Origin of the sequence: Brakhagea slesvicensis, from assembly GCF_052161625.1 — a bacterium.
GTDB lineage: Bacteria > Planctomycetota > Planctomycetia > Pirellulales > Pirellulaceae > JBKCUI01.
In genome coordinates this window covers 4061565-4083666 of sequence record NZ_CP197412.1, presented here as the reverse complement: position 1 = coordinate 4083666, position 22102 = coordinate 4061565, and the positions used below count along the sequence as shown (strand labels likewise).

The 22102-nt window shown below is 50.6% G+C and carries 4 protein-coding genes (1 of these 4 running past the window's edge); 3 read left to right on the top strand and 1 reads right to left on the bottom strand.

From position 1 onward, the window contains the following. The first annotated feature begins 59 nt into the window (after window positions 1–59). Both SH467x_RS15440 and SH467x_RS15435 read left to right on the top strand, forming a co-directional pair. Entirely contained in the window at window positions 60–719 is a 660-nt protein-coding gene (locus tag SH467x_RS15440; RefSeq protein ID WP_482368002.1) for a hypothetical protein, read from the top strand. Between the two features lie 287 nt (window positions 720–1006). Beyond that, complete coding sequence (locus SH467x_RS15435; RefSeq protein WP_482368001.1) at window positions 1007–1561, top strand: RNA polymerase sigma factor; 555 nt, start codon at window positions 1007–1009, stop codon at window positions 1559–1561. Between the two features lie 66 nt (window positions 1562–1627). Here the strand turns inward: SH467x_RS15435 and SH467x_RS15430 are convergent, their stop codons facing one another. After that, a complete protein-coding gene (locus SH467x_RS15430) occupies window positions 1628–4603 on the bottom strand; it encodes a protein kinase domain-containing protein (RefSeq protein WP_482368000.1) in 2976 nt (991 codons plus the stop codon). Window positions 4604–4989: 386 nt separating this feature from the next. On the opposite strand from SH467x_RS15430, the gene SH467x_RS15425 reads away from it, so the two are divergent. Next, window positions 4990–22102 carry the 5' portion of a LamG-like jellyroll fold domain-containing protein gene (locus SH467x_RS15425; RefSeq protein WP_482367999.1) on the top strand. The gene runs 15443 nt beyond the window's last position, so only the first 17113 of its 32556 coding nucleotides appear in the window; it begins with the start codon at window positions 4990–4992; its stop codon lies off the right edge, out of view.

Genomic DNA, 22102 nt, shown 5'->3' with positions numbered 1-22102 from the left:
TGTAGGGATTATGCGAGCCGATACTCCCCCTGTTAGCAAACAACCTTGGGAGTCAAGACATGAAATCATTTGCGTTCGGATGGGTAGCCTTGTTCACGCTGGCATTGCAGGTTGGCTGCTGCGGACTTCAAGTGGTCGATCGCTGCGGAAGTGCATGCGGTACGGGATGTGACGTCGGTTGCGATGGACTAGGGGTTCGTAGTCGCATCGCCTCTCGACTGGCCATCAATCATTGCAATTCGGGGTGCGGCGAAGTCTACTGGGACGAGCAAATCAACGAACCTCCCGTGTGCGACCCCTGCGGATGCGACAACACGTTTATCGGAGGCGATTCCTGTGGACGATGCCCAGGCGCTCTCAGCCGCTTTCGCGAGCTTTGGGGATTCCAATATGTCCCCAATGACTGCTCCACCTGCAGCACGGGTCACATTGGTGCATCTGGATGTTCAAGCTGCCAATCGTCCTATGATTCGGGAATGATCGTCTCCGACAGTGGCTATGGCCCAGAAACCGTGCAAGCCATCCCAGCTTCTCCGAGCAATTCCCATCGATCGAACGGCTCTATGCAGCCGACACCAGCTAAACCCAAGCTGGAATCGGTCCCCACGCCATCCCCGTCCCCTACGCCTGACGAAAACGCACGGTTTCGCTCTATGCCGAGCAAAATTCCTGCAAAAAACGCATCCGCCCAAACCCACCGTGTCACCAGGCCTCGATAACCCCATCGTCTGCGCAGATTTCTTAGTGGCGAAAGGGGACTACCGCTGATCGGTCCTACTGGTTTGATTTCGATACCGTTTGGACCGATAGGTGAATCAAAATGTCGAACTGCGGAACTCTTCGTGATTTTTCAGAACGAAAGTTACACTCGAGTCGCCACCCTAGGCATAATGGATGCTTCGTCTGTTCCAAATTCTTGTTCGAATATGCAAAACTGAGAAATAGTGTGCAGCCCAAAATGGATTAGCGGATCGACCTTCCTCGTGGTACTTTTCGTAAGTCATCTATGTACGAAACACCTGTAAGCCTCTTATACCGAATCCGCTCTTCCAACGGCAGTAATGACTGGGGACGCTTTGTAGAACTGTACACGCCGCTTCTATTCCATTGGGCGAAACGAATCGGATGTCAAGAAACAGACGCCGCGGACTTGGTCCAGGATGTGTTCGTCATTCTCTGGCAGAAGCTGCCTCACTTTGACTATGACGCCAACCAAAGTTTTCATGCTTGGTTAAAAGTGATCTTCATCAATCGATTTCGCTCGATTCAGCGGAAGCCCATACCGCTCACCATGGAATCGGGTTCAAACCTACGAGACCATGAAAACGAAATGTTCTTCCTCGAAAATGAGGAAGACCGAAGATACCTATATCGCAAAGCGCTGGAACTGGTCGAATGCGAATTTTCTGAACTCCATCGAGAAGTATTCCGGGCTTATGTGCTCGAACAATGCGATCCTCACAAAATCGCCATAACGATGGGAATATCGGTTGGAACCGTTTACTCCATCAAGTCGAAAATTCTAAGCAGGCTACGCCAAGAAGTACGTGACATTCTGTAGCTTTGCACCATGAAAAATGGATCCTCGTGACATTCAATGCGAGTGGGGTGAACGGAGAACGCGACGCTATTCTTCCGCTCGCACCTTGGCCACACGAAAACCTAAATCGTAGTACGTCCATCCCTCTGTTGGTTCCAGAACGTAGGACGAGCAACATTTAACTTCCTCGTCCCTCCACGATCCTCCGTGGATCCAACGAGCCCGTTTGGATGGAACGTTGGCCAGATCATCGCACCACTCCCAAACGTTTCCATGCATGTCTGATAGGCCTAACGAATTCGGGGGATAGGTTCCTACCGAAATCGTCCGACCGATATCACTCAATTTCGAATTGCAGAGATAAGAGAGTAGGTTATTCCTAGGTGACTGAAAGAAATAAAGTCTCGTTGGATCGAAATCCTCGTTCATCGGACCACCTTGACATGCGTAGGTCCATTCTGCTTCAGTAGGAAGTCGATATTTCCAGCCTGGATCAGGATCCAATTCATTTAATTTCTGTAAAAAAACCTGGCAGTCCAGCCATGAGACTCGCTCTACTGGCAATCGAAGTAACTCTTCATCGCTTAAACAAAGCACTTGTGCTGCACCTGGGCCTTCTCGACCGAAATAGCTAGGATTTTGACCCATGACCTGTACCCACTGCTTTTGAGTAATTTCGTATCGGCCCAAATAGAAATCGCTATGGATCTCAATCTCCTTAGACTGCAAATATTCGTCCATGTTACTACGGCCTCGAATCATCTTCCCTTTTGGTATTCTAACGAACTCGATTCCTATATTGTTTGCAAATATTTCGTCAGGCTTCCGCCAAGGCTCACGGTCAAATGCCGCTAATACGGCTTTCGCCGATTGATCCTTTATTCTTTCCAAGGATTCGATTCCAATCAACGCGTCGTGCCAACCAGGAAGGTCATAATCCAATTCGATCCACTTCAACGGCCACCTTTTAGCAAACGATATGTCTCTGACTTTGGTTCCGGCAATCAAAAGCTCTTCTACCGGAGCGTCTACCAATGGTGCTACATCGCCAATCAGTGTATTGCTACAATAGAGGCGTTTAATAGGCGCGCCGCGGAGCGGACTCAAATCCGACACGCGTGTTAGATTAATGCATAAAAACTCTATAGGCGAACCAGCGAGAGGGGAAATATCAGCAAGTTGCCTGTTACCTCCGAGGTTTAACTCTCGCAGGGGCATCCCGTGTAAGGGTGTAAGATCACTACCGATCCAATTCCAGAGATTCAATCGCTTCAGTTGCATCCCCTTAAGAGGACTCAAATCCGAAACGGGTGAGTAATCAATTTGTAGTTCTTCAAGAGGCAATCCGCCGATGGGCTGAAGACTTGGAGTCACATACCCTCCCAGCAAGACTAATCGTTGCAATGGTAGCCTAGCAAGTGGTGACAAATCAAGGGTAGAAAGCGCGAAGCTTCCATCGACTCCTTCTACGACAAGAGAACGCAAATGCGTCAGGTTCTTTACCTCATCGATATTGCGAATGTTTCGGCCAGAAATCGTCAGACTACTTAGCTCGTGCCCATGATATACTGGGTTGATCTGACCAAAGAATTCAGGGTTTTGTAACTTGAAACGGCCTTCAAATCGCCTAAATATTTCACTCGTAAGATCATCCACCTCTTGTATTGATATTGACTTGTCCTTGGAATTATCACCTGCCGCTCGGAGGGAGTTTTGGTCACTTTGATTCGACAAATTGCGTGGGGAATAGGACCAAAGTAGTGCAAGGAAAGAAAAGATCGCGACGCAACCTGCCAAAAGAAAAAGTCGATTTTTCTTGAGCGAAAAAACCTTTTCAAGCAAGTCTTGTCTTTGACGAGGCAGAGTATATTCCTCCCCCCCTTGGTATAAATCACGCTTGATTTCACTCAGCGCAATTAGAACATCGCGAGCCGTTTCAGGCCGTTGTATGGGATCTTTATGGAGTAAATCCATCGTTAAATTCGATAGCCGAATTGGAATAGAAGAATTCCTATGAGAAGTCGCCTGTGGCGTATTCACCGCCAACGCCATTAAAGTTGCAAGCGTATTTTCTGCTTTAAACGGCACTTCGCCGGTGCAGAGATAATAGATGACGCACCCTAGAGAAAAAAGATCGGACCTAGCATCGATGGTACAGTTCCCTCGAGCCTGCTCTGGCGCCATGAAAGCTGGAGTTCCAACAATTGCCTTAACCTGTGTGAGGTGAGTGTCGTCCATTTCGGTGCGAGCCAAACCGAAGTCAAGGATTTTGATTCGCGGGAGTCGTTCTTCGGTTTGTTCCAACCAAATGTTACCGGGTTTGATATCTCGATGTACCATACCTTTTTCATGCGCATCGGATAAACCCTTTGCAACGCCCATCGCAATATGAATGATCCACTCAACACTGATTGGTTCTCCCGTTCGGATCCGTTCATCCAGGGAACATCCAAGGAGAAGTTCCATGGCTAAATAAGGCATAGAATCCTCTTCACCTACCTGGTGAACGGTTACAACATGGTCGCTTTTTAGACTAGCAGCGGCTCGGGCCTCGCGCAAGAATCGCTCTTTTGCCACTGGATCGACTGCGATTGTTGGCAACATCACTTTTAATGCGACTTGCCTATGGAGTTTGATATCCTCTGCTAGAAAGACGGAGCCCATGCCTCCCGACCCGAGCAAACGCAGAATTCGATACTGACCAATTTTCCCCATCACTCCGGGCGTTGGATCGGATGAAAACTCAATCGTGTCCATTTTGCTACTCCGGGCGGTTAGCCCTGAGTAAGACACTCGCGATGGTTCAGTAGCAAGCATCGGAATCTGCTTGATACGTTCGAGAAGTGTTTGCGGCGTTTGATGTACAATATGGTTCATCTCTTCCGATTTGGCTCGCAACGTATCGACCAAGGTACCAATCGTCGAGATTCGACTAGCTACCTGCTGACAATTTACGCAGGTTTCGAGATGTTCGGCCCATCGCGAGAGCTCCGGATCCACCAAATTGCCGTCGAGCAAATCCGAGAGCTCGGAATCATTCGGGCAACGCAATTGGATGTTCATTGGCATTCGTTCGTATTGTTCAGCAAAGCTGTTGGTGACAAACAGATGTTAGACAAGTTGGGTTTACACGTGCAGAAAGTACGCACCAAGTTGGCTATTCTTCCCGAAAATGCCCACGGAATCCCCGAATCCGAACTCGCAATTAGCCTCACTAATAGAACGAATAGGCGTTTTTCGTCGTTGGCTCGGATGTGAAGGTGACGCGACTTTCGTGGTGACTTGAGCTAATCTGGAAAGTTTGCGGAAGAATTCTTTAGACCTTGCGTATTCCGTGTGATTCCAAACTTTGGCACACATGCAACGGTTGATTGATAATGAATGTTCCGCGTTCTCGGCGTTCTTCTGCTCGCTCAAAATCCAACGCTCGTAACCTGTTACGAGGATTGGTGATAGAGAATCTGGAACGTCGCGAAGTCATGGCGGCAGGGAGTGATCCGCTCATTCTTATCCCTGGGTTTGGAGGAAGTTGGGCAAATGAAACCAACACGACGACGAATGAATGGCTTTCGACCCGGGGGCTCGCTCCAAACAAGTTGGCATTGGAGCCGTTTAGCGGAACCTACCAGAATATCGTTCAGTCTCTGAAGAACGTCGGCTACCTCGATTCCGGCACAACGCAAAATCTTTTCGTTGCGAATTGGGACTGGCGTCTCCCAGTAGCGCCAGTTGACGCTAATTCGTTGACGTCTCCCAATGGCACTCTAAACGGAGTGACTGCGGCCAGCATTTCCAACACAACGTTTGAGACAGGACTTGATTATTTTGGACGCATACTGGCCGATGTGAAATCTAGGTTTCCAGGGGCAACCAAGGTAGACGTCATTGCTCATGGGGCTGGCGGTCTGATCGCGCGAAGCTACCTCCAAAGTCCAGCGTATGGGGCCAACAACGGCTCCACCGTACTGCCCACCATCGACGATTTAACCTTGGTTGGCGTCCCTAACGAAGGAATGACCGATCCTTTTAACTTTGCTGGCGATGACTGGAGTAGTAAAGCGAGCGCCCGCATGACTTCGCAAATGGTCGACAGAGCTTACAGCCTTTTTCTTGCAGGTACCCCCCTGACTGGACCGAGCGGCTCCGTCCCTACGGTTATTCCGAAAACCAACGAAGTTCAGCGACTGGGGTGGATATCTACTCTCGGAGCGACCGGTACCTTTACGATTTCGTTTAACGGTAGTACGACCGCCGCAATTCCAGCGACGGCAGACGCCGCGACCGTACAAACGGCTCTTCAGGGTTTGTCAACAATTGGGATTGGAAACGTTCAGGTTGAGTTGCTCAGTCCAAAGCCAAATACCCAAGACCGAGTATTCAAAATATCCTTTGTGGGAGCTCGGGGTGGAGTGGATCAACCCCAGGCGACAATCAACATCACAGGGCTCACCGCCGGGGGGCCTGTCAAGATAGAAGCCACCGATCGCGTAGGCGGTGCCAACTCGCTCGAAGCATTTACGCAACTTTATGTCGGCTCACTAAGCAATTTGCTACCCACATACGACTCGATTGACACGACCAACGACGGCGTGTTCGAAAAACTCTCGAGTACGAATCCGCTGGGTAACACTCGCGTTAACGCACTGTTGACCGACCTAAATTTTGTTACTTCGTCGGGCAGAAACGCTTGGTTGAACTTGGTTGGAAAAACCAACGTCGTCTACAGCACGGAAATCGATACCCGCGACCGCCTTGTCCCACGGACCGGTGTCTCCTCGAGCGGGGCAAACATTGACGAATTACGATCGTTCCAAAACTTTACGGGACGCCGTCCTACACCGAGCGAAACCTGGTTTGAAGACATTGTATCTGGGCATGGAGGCGACGGTACAGTCTCTACATTCTCATCCATCGACCCGTTCCTTGGAGACCGTCGAACAGGATCCAAGCTAATCCTGATGCCCATCACAGGTCTGTCTGCCGGTGTTAGTGGGGTTACCCATAGCGAACTGATGGTGAATCCATTTGTGCAGACGAAAATATTACAATCCGTTGGAGCAACCGCATTTTCGAGCGCAAATCTTGTAACCAATTTGGTTGTCTCACAGTCAAGCGCCACTGCGAAAGCAATCGCGACGGGACTAGTACGACCGACCGATGCGATAGGGGAGGCTGCTGCCCAGTTTAAGAACACTCTTTCGACTACCAAATTGACTGGTGTGCTTGATTCAACAATCGCATACACATCGACCAAGCTAGGGACTCTTTTGCCAATCGATACACTTTGGCAAGACCGCGTCGTAACCCCACTTACTAATCTATTATCAACAAATGCAGGCGCCACGATGGCTCAAATCGTCGCGGCACTCAACGTGGCATTGCCCAACGCATTTTCCGTCGAAGCGGATACTGGAACCGAAAAATCCATACGGTTTAACCTCAACGCTGCCAGCTTTGTAGGTGGTGTTCCGACTGCAAGCGGTACGCTTAATCTAGGAAGCAACTTCTCCCTCAGCGCCGGGGGTAACTACACATTGACTGGTAATCTCACGTTCTCCGGGGTCCTGGGGATTGACATGAACCAAGGAGAGAATTTCTCAGACGCTCTCTTTGTTCGTGGCCTTAATCTTGTTGTCGGTGCGTCAGGCTCAATATCCAATTTAAACGCAAACATCAATATAGGTACGCTTACCGCCGGAATTGAAAACGGTCACTTTAGCTTGTCAGCATCGGCTAACATTGGTCTGAAGAACACAACGTCGACCGCCAATGTTTCACTCAATCATATATTGGTAACACCATTTTCCGATTTGATTGAGATCAATCCGACTGCATCGGTAACGATGCGACTTCCATTGAATATTACCAACACAGCCACCGGTTTTAATCTATCCAATTTTGGTCGACCGATTATTTCTGCGGCCTCTCAGAATTTGTTTGTTGGTATACCTGATGTGATCGTTGATATTGAAATTGGTCCAACCATACAAGATCAAATCCTAACGCAACTCGGGTCGCTAGATACAGCAGCCGATGATGTGTCAAGTCGTTCGGCTTTTAATAAAGAGATTCCTGGAATAGGCCAGTCTCTCAACGGATTGATCAACGAGTCAGGGGGGCCAATCACGAAGCGATGGGGAGATCTTGTCAAATTCGAGAAAGCAGCTCGAGACTACTTCGAAAGTTTCAATCCATCTAGCAGTGCGTTCAATCCTTCCAATGTAGGAAACAAGCCAACTGCGTTAGGATTCCGTAACGCGATTACGGCGCATATCGACACGGTGACGCGTGACATTCTGGGGGGAGTTGGTATTTCGCTCCAAGGAGGTCTTGATCTTGCAACCAATAAACTGCAATTCGATCTCGCCGTCAACGGAACTTACTCGCGTTCTGTCGAACTCAAGTTAGATTCGCTGGGGGCGTCACAGTTGTCAAGCATCGGAGCGGTACTAACAGCCGATTCACTCATTGATGTTGCCGCAACGATCGATGTAGGGATCAGTTTTGGTGTTGGTCTTAGCACCGTCACAGGAATCGATCCATTTTTTACCTTGAATCGATTCAATGTTCGTGCCTCAGTGAATGGTGACAACTCAAGTCTCGGATTTTCCATCGCGAACGGCACGGTTGACGGAACGGTGACCGCGGCAAAATTGAGGTTGGATGCAGGCGCTACCATCACTGTCGCAAATACAGCTGGACCAATCGCTAATCGCATCACGATAACTCCATCGGGGTCCGTAGATCTGGACCTCCGCTTTAATGCAAGTCTCTATGGCGCGAGCCTCTTGAACGCTGGTGCAACTCTACCAAGCGTAACGATTGTCGATCCGAACATCTTTGATTCCACAAGCCCCACCATCAATGCAAACCTTGCTCCATTGCTCCTGAACTTGAGTTCCGAAGCCATTGTGGATGGGTTGATCAAGTTTGCAAGCTGGCTGAACAATGTGACAGGCAGCGATGCTCTGAACGTCAAAATTCCGCTTCTTAACAAAACCGTTAGAGAGATTCTATCAACCCAAGCGGAGCCTCGCAAATTTGATCGTAGCGAGATAATATCCATGACGGGGTCAACGATCGTACATGGTTTCAAGCGCTTTACGGCGCAGATCAACCTTGGAGGCAAGTCGGCGGCATCGATTGGCATTAAACCCGATGATACGATGATGTTCTTGGCTACAAGTGGTGAGTTTTATGAAGGAATAGTTGACACCGTCGATGGAGAAGAGGTAACGATTCGTTACCTGGAATCTCGCTCCGATGATCCAAATGTCACCGATCCTGAGTTAAGCTTCCAAGTGGGTGGAACGCTTGGCGACACGATGAAGGCGGCGTTGGTCAACTTCAGCAAGCCGGGTATGGTCGCTGGATCTCTTGCCCAGCTATTCAACGAAATTGCCGAGCCATTAGGAATTAAGTTCGACGGGCCGGGTGCAGTGTCCTACAACAACACTACTAGACTTTTGACATTAATCCCGACTTTTACACCAGCGTCTATTGAGTACGCAACGCGGCTCGATTTCGGAAACAAAATTGCCGGCCTTGAATTCAATGCGTCCGGTAATTTTATGGTAACAGCGACGCCTACAATCCGACTCCCTATCGTCATCGACTTGAACCCAAATCCCACCCTGCCAACGCCACCGATTCCTTTCGGAGATCGAGTTGGTATTTTAGATGACACGACCCCCGAAATCAGCCTCGCAATTACGGCACGACTCGACAACCCCCAAGCACGCGCCTCTCTTGGATTCATTAGCGCCATCCTAGCAGAAGACCCTGCGGTTACCACGAACGACGGCGTCACGTTCACTACAACTTTAGGGATTAACGTTAAAGATCCTTTACCAGCTTCTGGACCTGTTGGCCGAGCTACCATCAATGAGCTTATCAGCCCAGCCAACTTGTCCAATTCCTTCATTCCAACCTTCACCGGTTCATTCGATATCGATGGACTGAAGATTCGTCCCGAGGTAGCTGGGACGGCGATTCCGGGAGAGGTGACGATCTTCACTACCAATGTCGCGAATCCAATCTCGACGACAACGCGCGCACCTGCGTCCTTTTCGAACTTGTCCGAACTGCGTGGCTTGTTGAACAAGTTCTTCGTCAGCAATACGATCGGCACCACCGAATCGTTGACGCCTGAAGCGGTCGCCACGATGTTTGTTCAACTCGGTAACTCCGTTCAGGAGATCGCAGGTAAATTCGAAGTGCCAGAAGGCATTCCCTTCGTGAAAGAGGCAGTCAGTGGCATTATCGATTTCACGAAAATCACACAGAACTTTGCCCGCCAACTCTATTTCAATCCAAAATTGGTTGGCGCAAATGATATTTCGATCACGAACGGTCGACTATCTAGCGATGCAACCTTTGCGATTCGACTTGAAGGCGGCGAGCCATCATTCGTTACCATTCCGGCTTCGAGCACTACGACAAACACCTCCATCGATGATCTCTACGACGACATCAATGCAGCTTTGGTCTCTCAGGGCTTTGGGGATAAACTCGTTGCACAAAGGCAACTACCACTCTCTGGCAGCGAGATTTCGTCTTTCACGGACATTACAGCGGGTTCGATTCCCAATTTCGTGCAGCCATTGCCTATCGGGTATCAACGTTGGAACGCAGTTCTACCCACGACCATCGATCTTTACAATCTCGGTATTCGTGTTGGAGATGTGATCGAATATCTCGATACAACTGGAAATTTCCAGAAAGCTAGTGTCGATCAGATGACACTCAACACGCTTTCGTTCCGATTCAATTCGGCGATTCAAGCGGACGGATCCTCGCAAGCTTCTCCCAGCACCACCTTGGGCACACGAGCAATTGCTTTGTTCGATACCGCTTCCCAGAACAAACTCGCGATTCGAACGACCAGCCCAACGGCAGGTATTTCTCTGGAATTAAGTACGGTACAGGTCACTGCGACTGACGAATTGCCATCCCAATTGAGTAGCGACCTGACAATGGAGCTTGCCATCAATGGCGACACCGTAAATGTTTCGATCAGCGCTGCTTCGACCAAAGATAATGGCCAACCAGCGGATATGCTGGCGACCTTGAACAGAGCATTTGCGAACACGTCCTTTGGTGGTGGCAAACTAAACGCGGTGCTTCGAGCCCGTCTCGATGGAAATCGCCTCCGAATCTTCGCAGTAGATAGCGCGACCGAATCCATTGCTATCAACGGAGCGACTCAACTGGGCTTCGGCGCTGGACAGATCAAGGACGCAAATACGGCGAGGACAGAACTTGGACTTGGGTCCGAAATCGTCGAATCGGGGAATGTGCCGCGGATTCGCGATGGAATGTTAGCCAGTCCGGCATTCCGCGCTGGAACGATACAAGATTTGGTTCATGTCATCAACGGGATGCTACAAAATCAAATCGGCGTGAGCCCTTTTACAGCATCTTTGCATTACATAGCCGCACCAAGATCGGTGCAATTCAATATCAAGCTCGGAACCGAATTTGAGAAATCAATTGACCTCAATTTCGACGAAGGTGTTGATGTCGGATTTGCTCAGCTTAGCGTAGCAGGCGGTGCTAGTGCGACGCTCTCTGCCGAAGCAGGTGTGGAACTGACTGTCGGTATCGATCTAGATCCTGTTGGCGTAGGAACCGTGAGTAGCTCGACCCCACTGACCGTTTTGAACCAAGGGCGAGGTGCACAGGTCAAAACGGGTTTAGTAGGAACGGCAATCAATTCGAGCGGCAAGAATTCACCGAACACTGACCTTGTTCTAAACCTCACCGTTCACCAGTACGGCAATATCTCTACAGCAGTCAACGTAACAGTTCCCGCGGCATCCATGAGTGATAACGCGAATCTCGTCGATCTTGCAATGGATTTGAATGAGGCACTCAAAGCGCGATTCCTTCAACTGAATCTAACTAACTTGAAAGTAGTCGAGGATATATCGCCTATTGAAATCCAAGTCACAACGGATGGAAAACTTTACATTGTCTCGAATGCAACGAAAGTAAATGGTCTCACTATTGCCGCCGGCACTTCTGCATTTCTGGGGTTCACTTCGGGTAATCAAAGCAATATCCCTGATTTGCAGGTTCAGTTGCGGAATGGCAGAAACATTCTTGTCAACCTCGATCGATCCGAGACACTCGGTGATATTGAGTCAAAGATTGAGGCCGCCGCGGGTGGTGCTACTACGTTAGATGTGACGTTTGCTGATAATCGAACGATCACGAATGCCAGCAACACGACCCCCATCGTTGTCACCACATCGAGTACGGCTGGATTAGGAAACGGACAAGAGTCAGCCATAACGGGAGTGCTGGGAAACACTGCTGCCAACGGCACTCGTTTCGTGAAAGTGACAAGTGCAACAACCTTTGAGCTTTATACTGACAAACAACTCCTTACCCCGGTTGCAGGCAACGGAGCCTACACAAGCGGTGGAAGCGCAACGCTGGGTGGAGATTTCATTCGTCTCAAGGACAATTCTACCGCTGCTACGTCGATAAGCGGGACCATTACAGGCGCGAGCAATGCCAACCCAATCGTCATCACTACAGCGAGCACCGCTGGACTTGTAAACACGCAAAAAGTTACTATTGAAAATTTACTTGGTAATACCGCGGCTAACGGTGAGTTCTACATTCGCGTTGTCAACGGGACTACCTTCGAGCTATTCCAGGATGCGGCTCTTTCGGTCGGCCAAGCTGGCAGTGGAGCCTTTACAACGGGCGGAACCTGGACTCGAGGGACGAGCAAACTGCAGGTGAAGGCTCTTGGCGATAACAACGGAGTCAGTCCAATTGGTTCGCTTCTCGGAGTAATTCAAGAAGTTTCGCCAATCGAAGACGATCTCAACACCCCAGACTTTAACGAGGTTAACGATGGGACGCGACTGTTTGGCAATCCGCTATTGAGGCGTTTCACAACGGATCAGTTTTACATTCTTGCCTCAGGAAGCAGGGCATTTGCAAATGTTACGGTTAGTTCGACGGATGTCGATCTCGTGGCTTCGCTCGGAATTCTAGATCTCGGTATCGTGGATGGAGTCCTCAGCTTTGAGGCCGACGCATCGATCAATTTGGTCGATATCGACGATCCCGAGACTGCTCCCAATGAAGGTGCCGACGGAAAATTGCGGTTGAGCGACTTCTCTCTGGGCAGTTTCAAATCCGTTATCCAACCAAGTTTTACCTACACTGGATCAGCCAATCTTCCCGTCGATGGAAACGCGTTAGTCTTTTTGCCCCCTGCCTTCAAGCAAGGTGGTGCAACGCCGATGACCATCCAAGCGACCTTATCGGGGAGTGGCTTTACCAAGCCGACCATTACCTATGGCGTTACGAACCTTCAAGCCGCGTTGGAGAGCTTCAAAAACTTCTCCGTTGCAGACTTAGTTGGTGTAGTCCAACAGGTTGTTGAGCTGCTTCAGAACAGTGACATCGATGGATTGAATACACCGATTCCAATCATCAACCAAACCCCCAATGATATCCTCAATGTCGTGGGCGGGCTTGCCAAAGCGGCTGAAGAACTCCTCGCCGGACCGGACCTCGATCTTTTGAATGCGAAGATTCTCGAGTTGGAGACGTTATTGCCAAGCCTCGGCGGCACGCCTGAGCAAAATGATTCCGTGATGGAGCAAATTCAGGCTGTCAAATCATTTCAAAATCCAGACCACGTTTATCAACTGAGCTTGCCCGCATTTTCCTCCGCCTTATCGATAACGAGCGCCTCCAATCCCGCGAACTCGGCGATTGTGATAACAACATCGAGCACCTCCCTATTGACGAGTGGCCAAAAAGTTACGATCAGCGGAGTCGTCGGAAATACCAACGCGAATGGTACCTACTTTGCCAAGGTGTTATCGCCCACGACATTCGAACTTTACACGAATACCGAATTAACCATCGCTCGCTCTGGTAATGGCACGTATACCAGTGGCGGTACATGGCTCCTGACGCCGAACGACATCCCGCTCGATTCGCCCGCAGCTGATGTCTTTGACGAATTGACTCGTATTTGGGGCCCAGGCGTGATCAAGAGCGTCACCGGCGAGAATGGTGGTCCCTACGAAGTGATCTTCGAAGCATCGCGAGGCAACGTAAGCGATCTTAAGGGAACGAGCGGAACTGGGCTAACAGTCCAAACTCGAACCTTGACTCAAGGTGTGGCAAACACCACCTCCGAAGTTCAGCAATTGACTTTCGTTTCGACAGGTCAGCTTGTCGCGGCCATCACACGCCTGCGAAATACAATCGCTGGCATCCCTGCCACGATCGACGGGCGCACTGATCTTTTGAACAAGATCACCGAGATTCAAGACACGATTGCAACCCGAAGCAGTCTCGGAAAGATCATTGGAGACGCGATCAAAGAAGAGCTCGGACTTCCGGACAATGCATTTGCTTTGACGATCGACTTCGTCGATGCAGACGCATCCGCACCTGGATTCCAAGCGACGGCGATCGTCAAAATTGACATCGCCAAATCGGTAACCAAGTCTGTTGGTTTCGATTTCAATCTCCCCGATTTAGGACCTGTCGATGTGACAACGGGTGGGAACATCGACTTCACCGTCGGCGGAACACTTGATCTCGACTTTGGGTTCCGATTCGGGACCTTTACACCCTACTTGTTGAACACAACTCGATTTCAACTGACCACTTCGATCGACTCAACCATCTCTGCGCAAGCGGGAATCGGCGGCATCGGAGGTGGCCTCGAAGGAAAACTGCAGCTCAAGAAAGCTCAGTTCCTAAATCCCACCTCTGTCGTTGCCGGTGGCGCTGGGCTCGCTCTGGCGGGGGCAATCACCGATGACTTGATCGTCGTGACTCGCGAAGGAGGCATTAACAACGCCACGAATGCGAACCCCATCGTCATCACCACTGCCGCAACTCACGGTCTTCGAAATGGTCAACCGGTAACAATCAAAGGTGTACTTGGGAATACGAATGCAAACGGCAAATACTTTGCCAAAATCCTGACGCCTACAACGTATGAACTGTATACAACTTCTTCGTTAACTACTGGCACTGGCAAAGCTGGAAACGCAGCATACATTGGATCGACCACCGATGCGTGGAACGCCAATCTCAAGCGTGGGAACAACATCACTCTCGATGTCGACTATGCCCTCGACACATCGAATCCACCTCGTGTCATCTTTAAGAATGCCTCCGCAACAACGTCCGAAATCCGATACTCGCTCGCGTCGCACACTCCAGCAGCCAATCCCGCAGAGATCAACGTCTCTGTCGATCCCGCTCTTGTTCCTAGCGACGCAAACACGATCGGCGGCATTCCATTCTCGCAGGTCTTCTCGTCAACAATCCCTGCGGCCAGCAAGTTTGATTTCAACATTAGCGGCTTCGCATCTGCAGGACTCGACGGCAATCTCCTTGGCCTGCAAGTGCCTGATGCCATCACCGTCGGAGCCGGTCTCGACAAACCCGCAAGCTTTGACCTGAACTTCGATGGTATCAAGACCACCATCGCCAATATGACTGATCCTAGCAAGATCAGTCTGGCTCAAATCATTAGCGGTGTTAAAGCCGTGTTGACAATGATCGAATCAGGGATGAAGGACGATCTGTTGACCCAGGTGCCCCTGGTTGGTGAAAACGTCAACTTGGATAGCAGTTTTGTCGGCAAGCTTCGAACGATGATCAATCAACTCGATTCTGTCGTCAGCACGCAAGGTGGCCCGCTCGAAGCCGTTCGCGCTCAGGTGCAACAATCAATATTCGATTCGCTCGGCCCCAACGGCTTGAAGATCCTCAAACTAAATCCATTACATCACAACGACCCGAACGCTCCAGACAACTCTGAAGTAGCTGATTTTCGCGATATCGAAATTACGATACCTTCGATCAGCACACCGATCGCGGAGGCTGAGTTTGGTATCAACCTTAACATTGCTGGCCGTGACAAACTCGACGTCGATTTCGATCTCGGCGTCGATGCGTTCGCATTTGAATTGGAAACCAAAGGAGGTGTCGAACTTAGCTTTGCCTACGACTTTAGCTTTGGCTTTGGCGTTAGTTTGCAAAACGGGTTCTATTTCCAACTCAAACCTAATGGCGTCTATACCAATGGGCTTCCCAGCGTAGGATCGCCCGAATTGAATGTAGCGATGGATGTCGTACTCAAACCAGGCACGACTCTTGGCGGCAAACTGTTCGTTCTGAACTTGTCGGCCACCAGTAATGCGATCGAGGACTATAACCGAGATGGAATCCTGAACAATGGCGGTGCGGGGGTAGATCCTGTTACAGGACTCACACGAGGGCCTGTGCTCAATGAAGCAGTCGATCGATTCGATTACAACCGAGATGGCGATACCAACGATCTGTTAACGGAAGCGGATTCGGACGGCAACAAACGATTGTCGAAAGGAACAGGGATTGCGGGCAATATCTTCTTAGATATTCTGAATCCCGATAGCGATACAAAGAATCGATTGACGTTTGCTGAGATCAAGCAAACGCCCGCCAAGACGCTCTTTAATGCGGGTATCGCCACCGAAGCGTTCGCAGATCTGCGATTGAGGGCGGACGTTGGCGAGTCGAGCTTACCAAATATCACTGCTGATCTCACCTTGGATTGGGCGATCGGATTCACCACACGCGATGGGGTTATCGGTGGCGGCGTACCGGACATCGCGATTCGCGATGTCAAGCTGGATATGGGTAGTTTCTTGACTTCGGTCATTAAACCTGTTCTCGATTCATTCACTCAGTACTTGGGGCCAGTTCGACCCTTAATCGATTTTTTGGCATCGCCAGTTCCCGGCTTGAATGATTTGTCGAAGTCACTCAATGGACCAGAACTCACCTTCTTGACATTAGGCATTCTCAGTCAATCCCCTACCGAACAAAACATTGCGATCGCTCGCAAAGCGAACCAAGTTATCGGATTGATGCAAGAAGCCTTCAAGTTGGCCGACATGCTGGATGAAATGACTAAAGATGGTGACGGAATCGTGATCAACTTTGGTACGTTCTGGGTGACAGGTAAACCTCGAGACGAGATCAGTGCGTTAACAACGACAACAACTTTGCCACTTGAAAGAGTTATGCGGACTAATCCGCGCGCTGGAACACAAGTTCGCGTGTTGAGCAATGGTGTCGAAGTGCCGGCAAGGGATGCACAGGGAATCGCCAATTACACCATCGTTCGCTATGTCGAATCCAATGTGAAGAAGACAAAAATCGTTTTCCGGACAACTCCTACAGGAACGATCACAGCTTCCTATATCACAACCGACCCCGCGCCTGGGGTTGCACCGCCTGACTTAACCAACAAGAACACGCCTGTTCAAGTCAAGCCAAACGGATTGCAGTCGGACTTACTCGACGCTGGCGGAGCTCCCGTTCCGAATGGTGTGGCCAATAAGGTTGGCACGGCGGGTACACCAGGGGCAGCGAATACCAAGTCGCTTTTAGGACGGCTTACTGGCTCGGCCAATGGTGCTGGTAAAGGTGGCTTAGGAATCAAGATCCCACTTCTATCGAGCCCATCCAACATCTTTAAGCTGTTCACCGGCGAAAAAGCGGACATCATTCAGTGGAAGATTCCCAAGCTGGAATTGAACGTACCATTCAAGATGCGATTTGGGCCGATCCCCGTTCCTGCGTCGCCTCTCTTCGCGACATTCAATGCGAATCTCAATGCATTCGCTCAATTCTCGATCGGTTTCGATACCCGCGGTATCGCAAAGACGGGTAACTTTATCGATGGCTTTTACTTCGGCGATTTGGCTGACGTAACCACCGGTACTGACATTGATGAATTTGGCTTGGGCTTTGAGGCGACCGTTGGGGCAGTCATCGATCTGAAGTTGGTGTCCGCAGGCATCGAAGGAGGTGTCCGTTCGAATATAGGATTCAACTGGAATGACCTCGACAAGGACGGAAAAATTTACTTAGACGAGCTCGTCGACCTGTTTGGCCTCAAGCCATCTCCGGCCAATGAGGATGATCCTCCTGGCCTTTGTGTTTTTGATGCTCGCGGTTCAATCGATGCATTCGTTCGCGCCTATTACGATATCGCTGGACTCGGTGGGGATAACTTTACCATCGCCGATGTCAATCTCTTTAATTTCAATCACTCGTGCCCCGCGCCTGGGTTGGGTGAGGTATCCGCAGATGGAACATTGACATTGTTTGCTGGCGAAATCGCCTCGAAGCGAAATGATTTCTATGGAACAGATATCAACGAGTCGTTCGAAATCAAGCAGATCATCGACGGTGGAGTGCCCGCTCAAGAAGTGACATTCCATTACCTCAATCGTGACAACGAACCCGATATTACCAAACGCATGTACAAAAACGTTACGCAGATCGTCATCTCGGGCGGTACTGGCAACGATACCTTTGTGGTCGACCCAAGTGTAACGGTTCCGGTTCGACTCAGCGGTGGTGCCGGCAACGATCGATTGGTAGGTGGTAGCGCTAATGACGTGCTCATCGGTGGCGATGGCAACGACGTGCTTATTGGTGGGGCTGGAAGTGATCGCTATGTGTTTGCAAATAGTTGGGGCGTTGACTCGGTGACAGAAGTCAAGGGTGGGCCAGACACGAATGATATCTTTGATTTCAGCTCGATTACCTCTACGCTATTGACAACTCTAGGCGGTACGCTTCGAGTGACCAGTGGTACAAACATCGTCAACGGTAGCGTCGATGCCTCTGGCAACATCTTACAAGTCGAAGGAATTGAAAACGTTATCGGCGGAATTGCCACCAACGATCAACTCACGGTTAGCGCCGTGCAAGGTACAGGGAATGTCAATAGCTGGAATGCCAACGGATCGAATCGAGCCATTATCAATGGCGGCTTCCGCTTTAGTGGGATGGAGAATTGGATCGGTGGGGCTCAAGAAGATCAATTCTTCCTCGATTCCGATGATCAGGTCGACGGAGTGATCGACGGCGCAGGTGGTCTGGATTTGCTGGACTATACGGAATACGTTACTTCAGCCGTTACCGTCAATCGTCAAACGAAGAAAGCCAATGGCATTGGAAGCTTTGAGAATATCGAATCGGCACGCGCTGGTTCCAGTTCCAGTAACACGCTGATTGGACGGAATATCAATTCCGATTGGACCGTTTCGAGCTTGAATTCCGGAAGCATTCTCGATGCGGGCTCAACCGTTCCGTTCACCTTTGAGGGGTTTGAAAACGCAACCGGTGGCGATAACAACGATCGATTCATCGTCGCTAGCGGCGGACGACTTTCGGGCAAACTGATCGGCAATGTGACTTCGGATCGTGTTGATAACGACATGCTCGACATGTCACTGCAAACAGCATCGCTCAACATTCGTGTCCAAAGACGAAACGCGGGTAAAGTCGACTCGGGCACATCGCAATTGATCGATTTTATGTCAATTGAAAATGTATCGGGTGGCTTGGCTGATGATCTGATAACAATGGTCCTCGGATCGTCGATCACCGGAACGACGGACGGCGGCGGCGGTCGAGACAATATCGACTACGGTGCCTGGAATACGTCGATCACCGTAAACTTGACCACCGGCTTGAATCGTACATCGGTCAATACGACCGGAACGATTCTTAACGTCGAAGATATCGTCGGTAGTTCGGCAGCGGACAATCTCGTCGGCAGTCAATTTAGCAACCGGATCCTAGGGAATGCCGGTGCGGATAACATCAGTGGGATGGATGGCAATGACGTTCTCATCGGAGATGAAGCAACGATTGCGTTTGCAGGTAGCGAGATCAGTTCCATTCGACTGAACTCGGTGCGTGGTGATAACGACACCATAAATGCAGGGAACGGAAATAATTGGATACTCGCGGGACTGGGCAACGATTCGATTCAGTCGGGAAATGGTACCAACTTCATTGCGGGAGATGCTGCACTTATCGCATTTAGCGGCGGTAATGTGACGTCGTTTGAGTCGATCAACGCAGCTTTCGAAGGCAACGACACCATCAACAGTGGATCGGGCAGCGATCGAATCCTTGCGGGCCAAGGCAACGACAGCATCAACGATATTGGAGGTAACAATATTATCGTTGCCGATCGTGGAACGATGACGTTTGTGAGCGGGGCTCCAGTACGAGTCGCGAGCGAAGTAGGTGTACTCAGTGGCGTTGATACCATCACGACCGCCGGTGGCAACGACATCATCATCGCAGGCGGAAATGCGGACTCCATCACTGCGGGTGCGGGCAATAACTTCATTCTCGGCGATGACGGTTCGATTGGATTCACCAATGGTTCACCTAGCTCGGTGACGCTGAACCAATCGTTGCTGGATGGCAACGACGTAGTCAATACTTTGTCGGGCAACGATATCGTTTACACGGGAGACGGCGATAATACGGTCAATGCGGGTGATGGCAACGACGATGTTTATGGCGGCATCGGAATCGATCAACTCAATGGACAAGGGGGCAATGACTTCCTCGTTGGTTATTTTGGTGACGACACGCTCGACGGTGGATTAAACGACGATATCCTTTTCGGAGGCAATCCGATCGGATTGCGGAGCAGCTATCGCTTTGCAACCAACGATTTTTCTTTACCGCCTCAATACAATACAGTTGAGAGCTTGTTCTCTAGCAGCGTCGCAAGCTTTGGTGTGCCGGGAATATCTTCGGGTGCCTATGTACCGGCCTTCTTAATAACTCCGACAATTGTTGGAGGCTTGTCGATCGACGGCGTGTCTGGCGACGGACGCGACACGTTGCGGGGGCAAGACGGAAATGACGTGATGTTTGGTGGTGCCGATGTCGATCGACTCGAAGGCGGGCTGGGGTTCGACTACCTCGATGCAGGTGCGGGCAACGATGTGACTATCGATGGCGGCGACGGAGATGACGTGGTGCGAGGTGGCGCCGGGAACGACGTCATCAATGGAGGCAACGGCATCGATAACCTATATGGTGACGACGGTGAAGATCAGATCTTTGGTGGTGCCGGAGACGCGTCCGGGCGACAGGCAGGGCAACGTCTCTTTGGTGGGGCAGGTCGGGATACGATTTTTGCTTTCGCGCCAGCCATGGCCAATCAAGCGGCTTACATCGCACAGAATGCTTTCGCAGGGGACCAGCTCTTTGGCGGTGGGGACGGCGATACCCTCCACGGCAATGCGAGAAAAGAAGTACTGTCAGGCGACGAAGGGAACGATGTTCTTTTTGGGGACTCGGTCGTGGGTCCTAATTTCTTGACGCACACTGTAGCAGGGCTCGGCACCCAAGCCGATACATTCGGTGCCAACGATATCCTTTCCGGTGGAGGCGGCGAAGATCAACTTTACGGTGGCGGTGGTAACGACACGATGTGGGGCGGAGCAGGTACTGACTCACTCGATGGGCAACGAGGTGCTGATAAACAATTCGGTGGATCGGGCATCGATCTGTTCACGATCCGTACCGATGAGCCAGCCGCACTGGATGAAATCGACGGACACCTTGGCAATTCCATTGCAGGCGATTTCCCCGACGACAATGCGACTGACATTGCCATGATCGTGGGGACATCAGGCAACGATACGATTCTTCTCGGAAGTCATACGTCCAATCTCAATCAAGCGATTGTGCAGTTCAATGGTACCGGTATTCCGATAACCATGCGGGCTTCCAGTGGCAATCTACTGATCGAGCAATTCCGCATCGCGGGTTTGGCGGGAAATGATACGATCGGTTTCTACACAGCTGCTGCCGTTCAAGCAGGATTGATACTGCCCGCCAGCATTCCACCTGTCATGGGAGTCATCGACGTGTCGTCGCTGTCCGCTAGGTCGCGCGATTATGCGGGTGTGTTCGATGGTAACAGCGGCAACGATACATTGCTCGGAGCATCCGGGCGTGATCAGCTCGATGGTGGGTTAGGGAGCGATAGTCTGTATGGCTTTGCTGGCGACGATCGATTGTGGGGCGATATCGGCAATGGGTCCATCAATGATAACGATCGCTTGTACGCGGGATCTGGAAACGATGATTTGATCGGAGGATTGGGGACCAATCGATTATTCGCCTGGAGTTTTGATCCGCTTCCCGCAGGCGACACCCAGTTTGGAGTTTACGTCGACAGCACGGGAGCACTGTTCAACAACGACGGCGGTGGAACGCGCCAGCTGGAGAATACTGGACTCAATCGCATGCTCGGTGGCGAGCGCAACGATGAATTATTCGGTGGCACGGGTGTCGATTTCATGTACGGCAACGGCGGTCGCGACATTCTCTACCGAGCCAATGGATCGACCTTTGAATCCTTGGACGACGGATTGGCCGACGACGCGTGGAAGAGTTACGCCCGCGAGTCCGATCAAGTCTGGTATGTGGGGGGATCCAACGCCGCAGATAAAATCGACTTGAACTTTGTGACCGAGCCTGGGCTATTGTCCGACCATCATTTGCTCACGCGACTCACGAACAACAACGGCAACTTTAGCTTTGCAGCCCAGATTCGCTTGGACTTTGAAGCCACCGACGCAGAGGGCAACAGGGTATGGAATGCGGAAAATCTCAAGTTCCGTGTGGACGAGTTTCTAGCCAACACGGATTCAACAGCACGGTCTGCAGAACTAAGTAAGATCG

Coding starts and splice junctions, on each gene's coding strand:
- SH467x_RS15440 (WP_482368002.1), top strand. CDS start 60: ATGAAATCATTTGCGTTCGGATGGGTAGCCTTGTTCACGCTGGCATTG.
- SH467x_RS15435 (WP_482368001.1), top strand. CDS start 1,007: ATGTACGAAACACCTGTAAGCCTCTTATACCGAATCCGCTCTTCCAAC.
- SH467x_RS15430 (WP_482368000.1), bottom strand. CDS start 4,603: ATGAACATCCAATTGCGTTGCCCGAATGATTCCGAGCTCTCGGATTTG.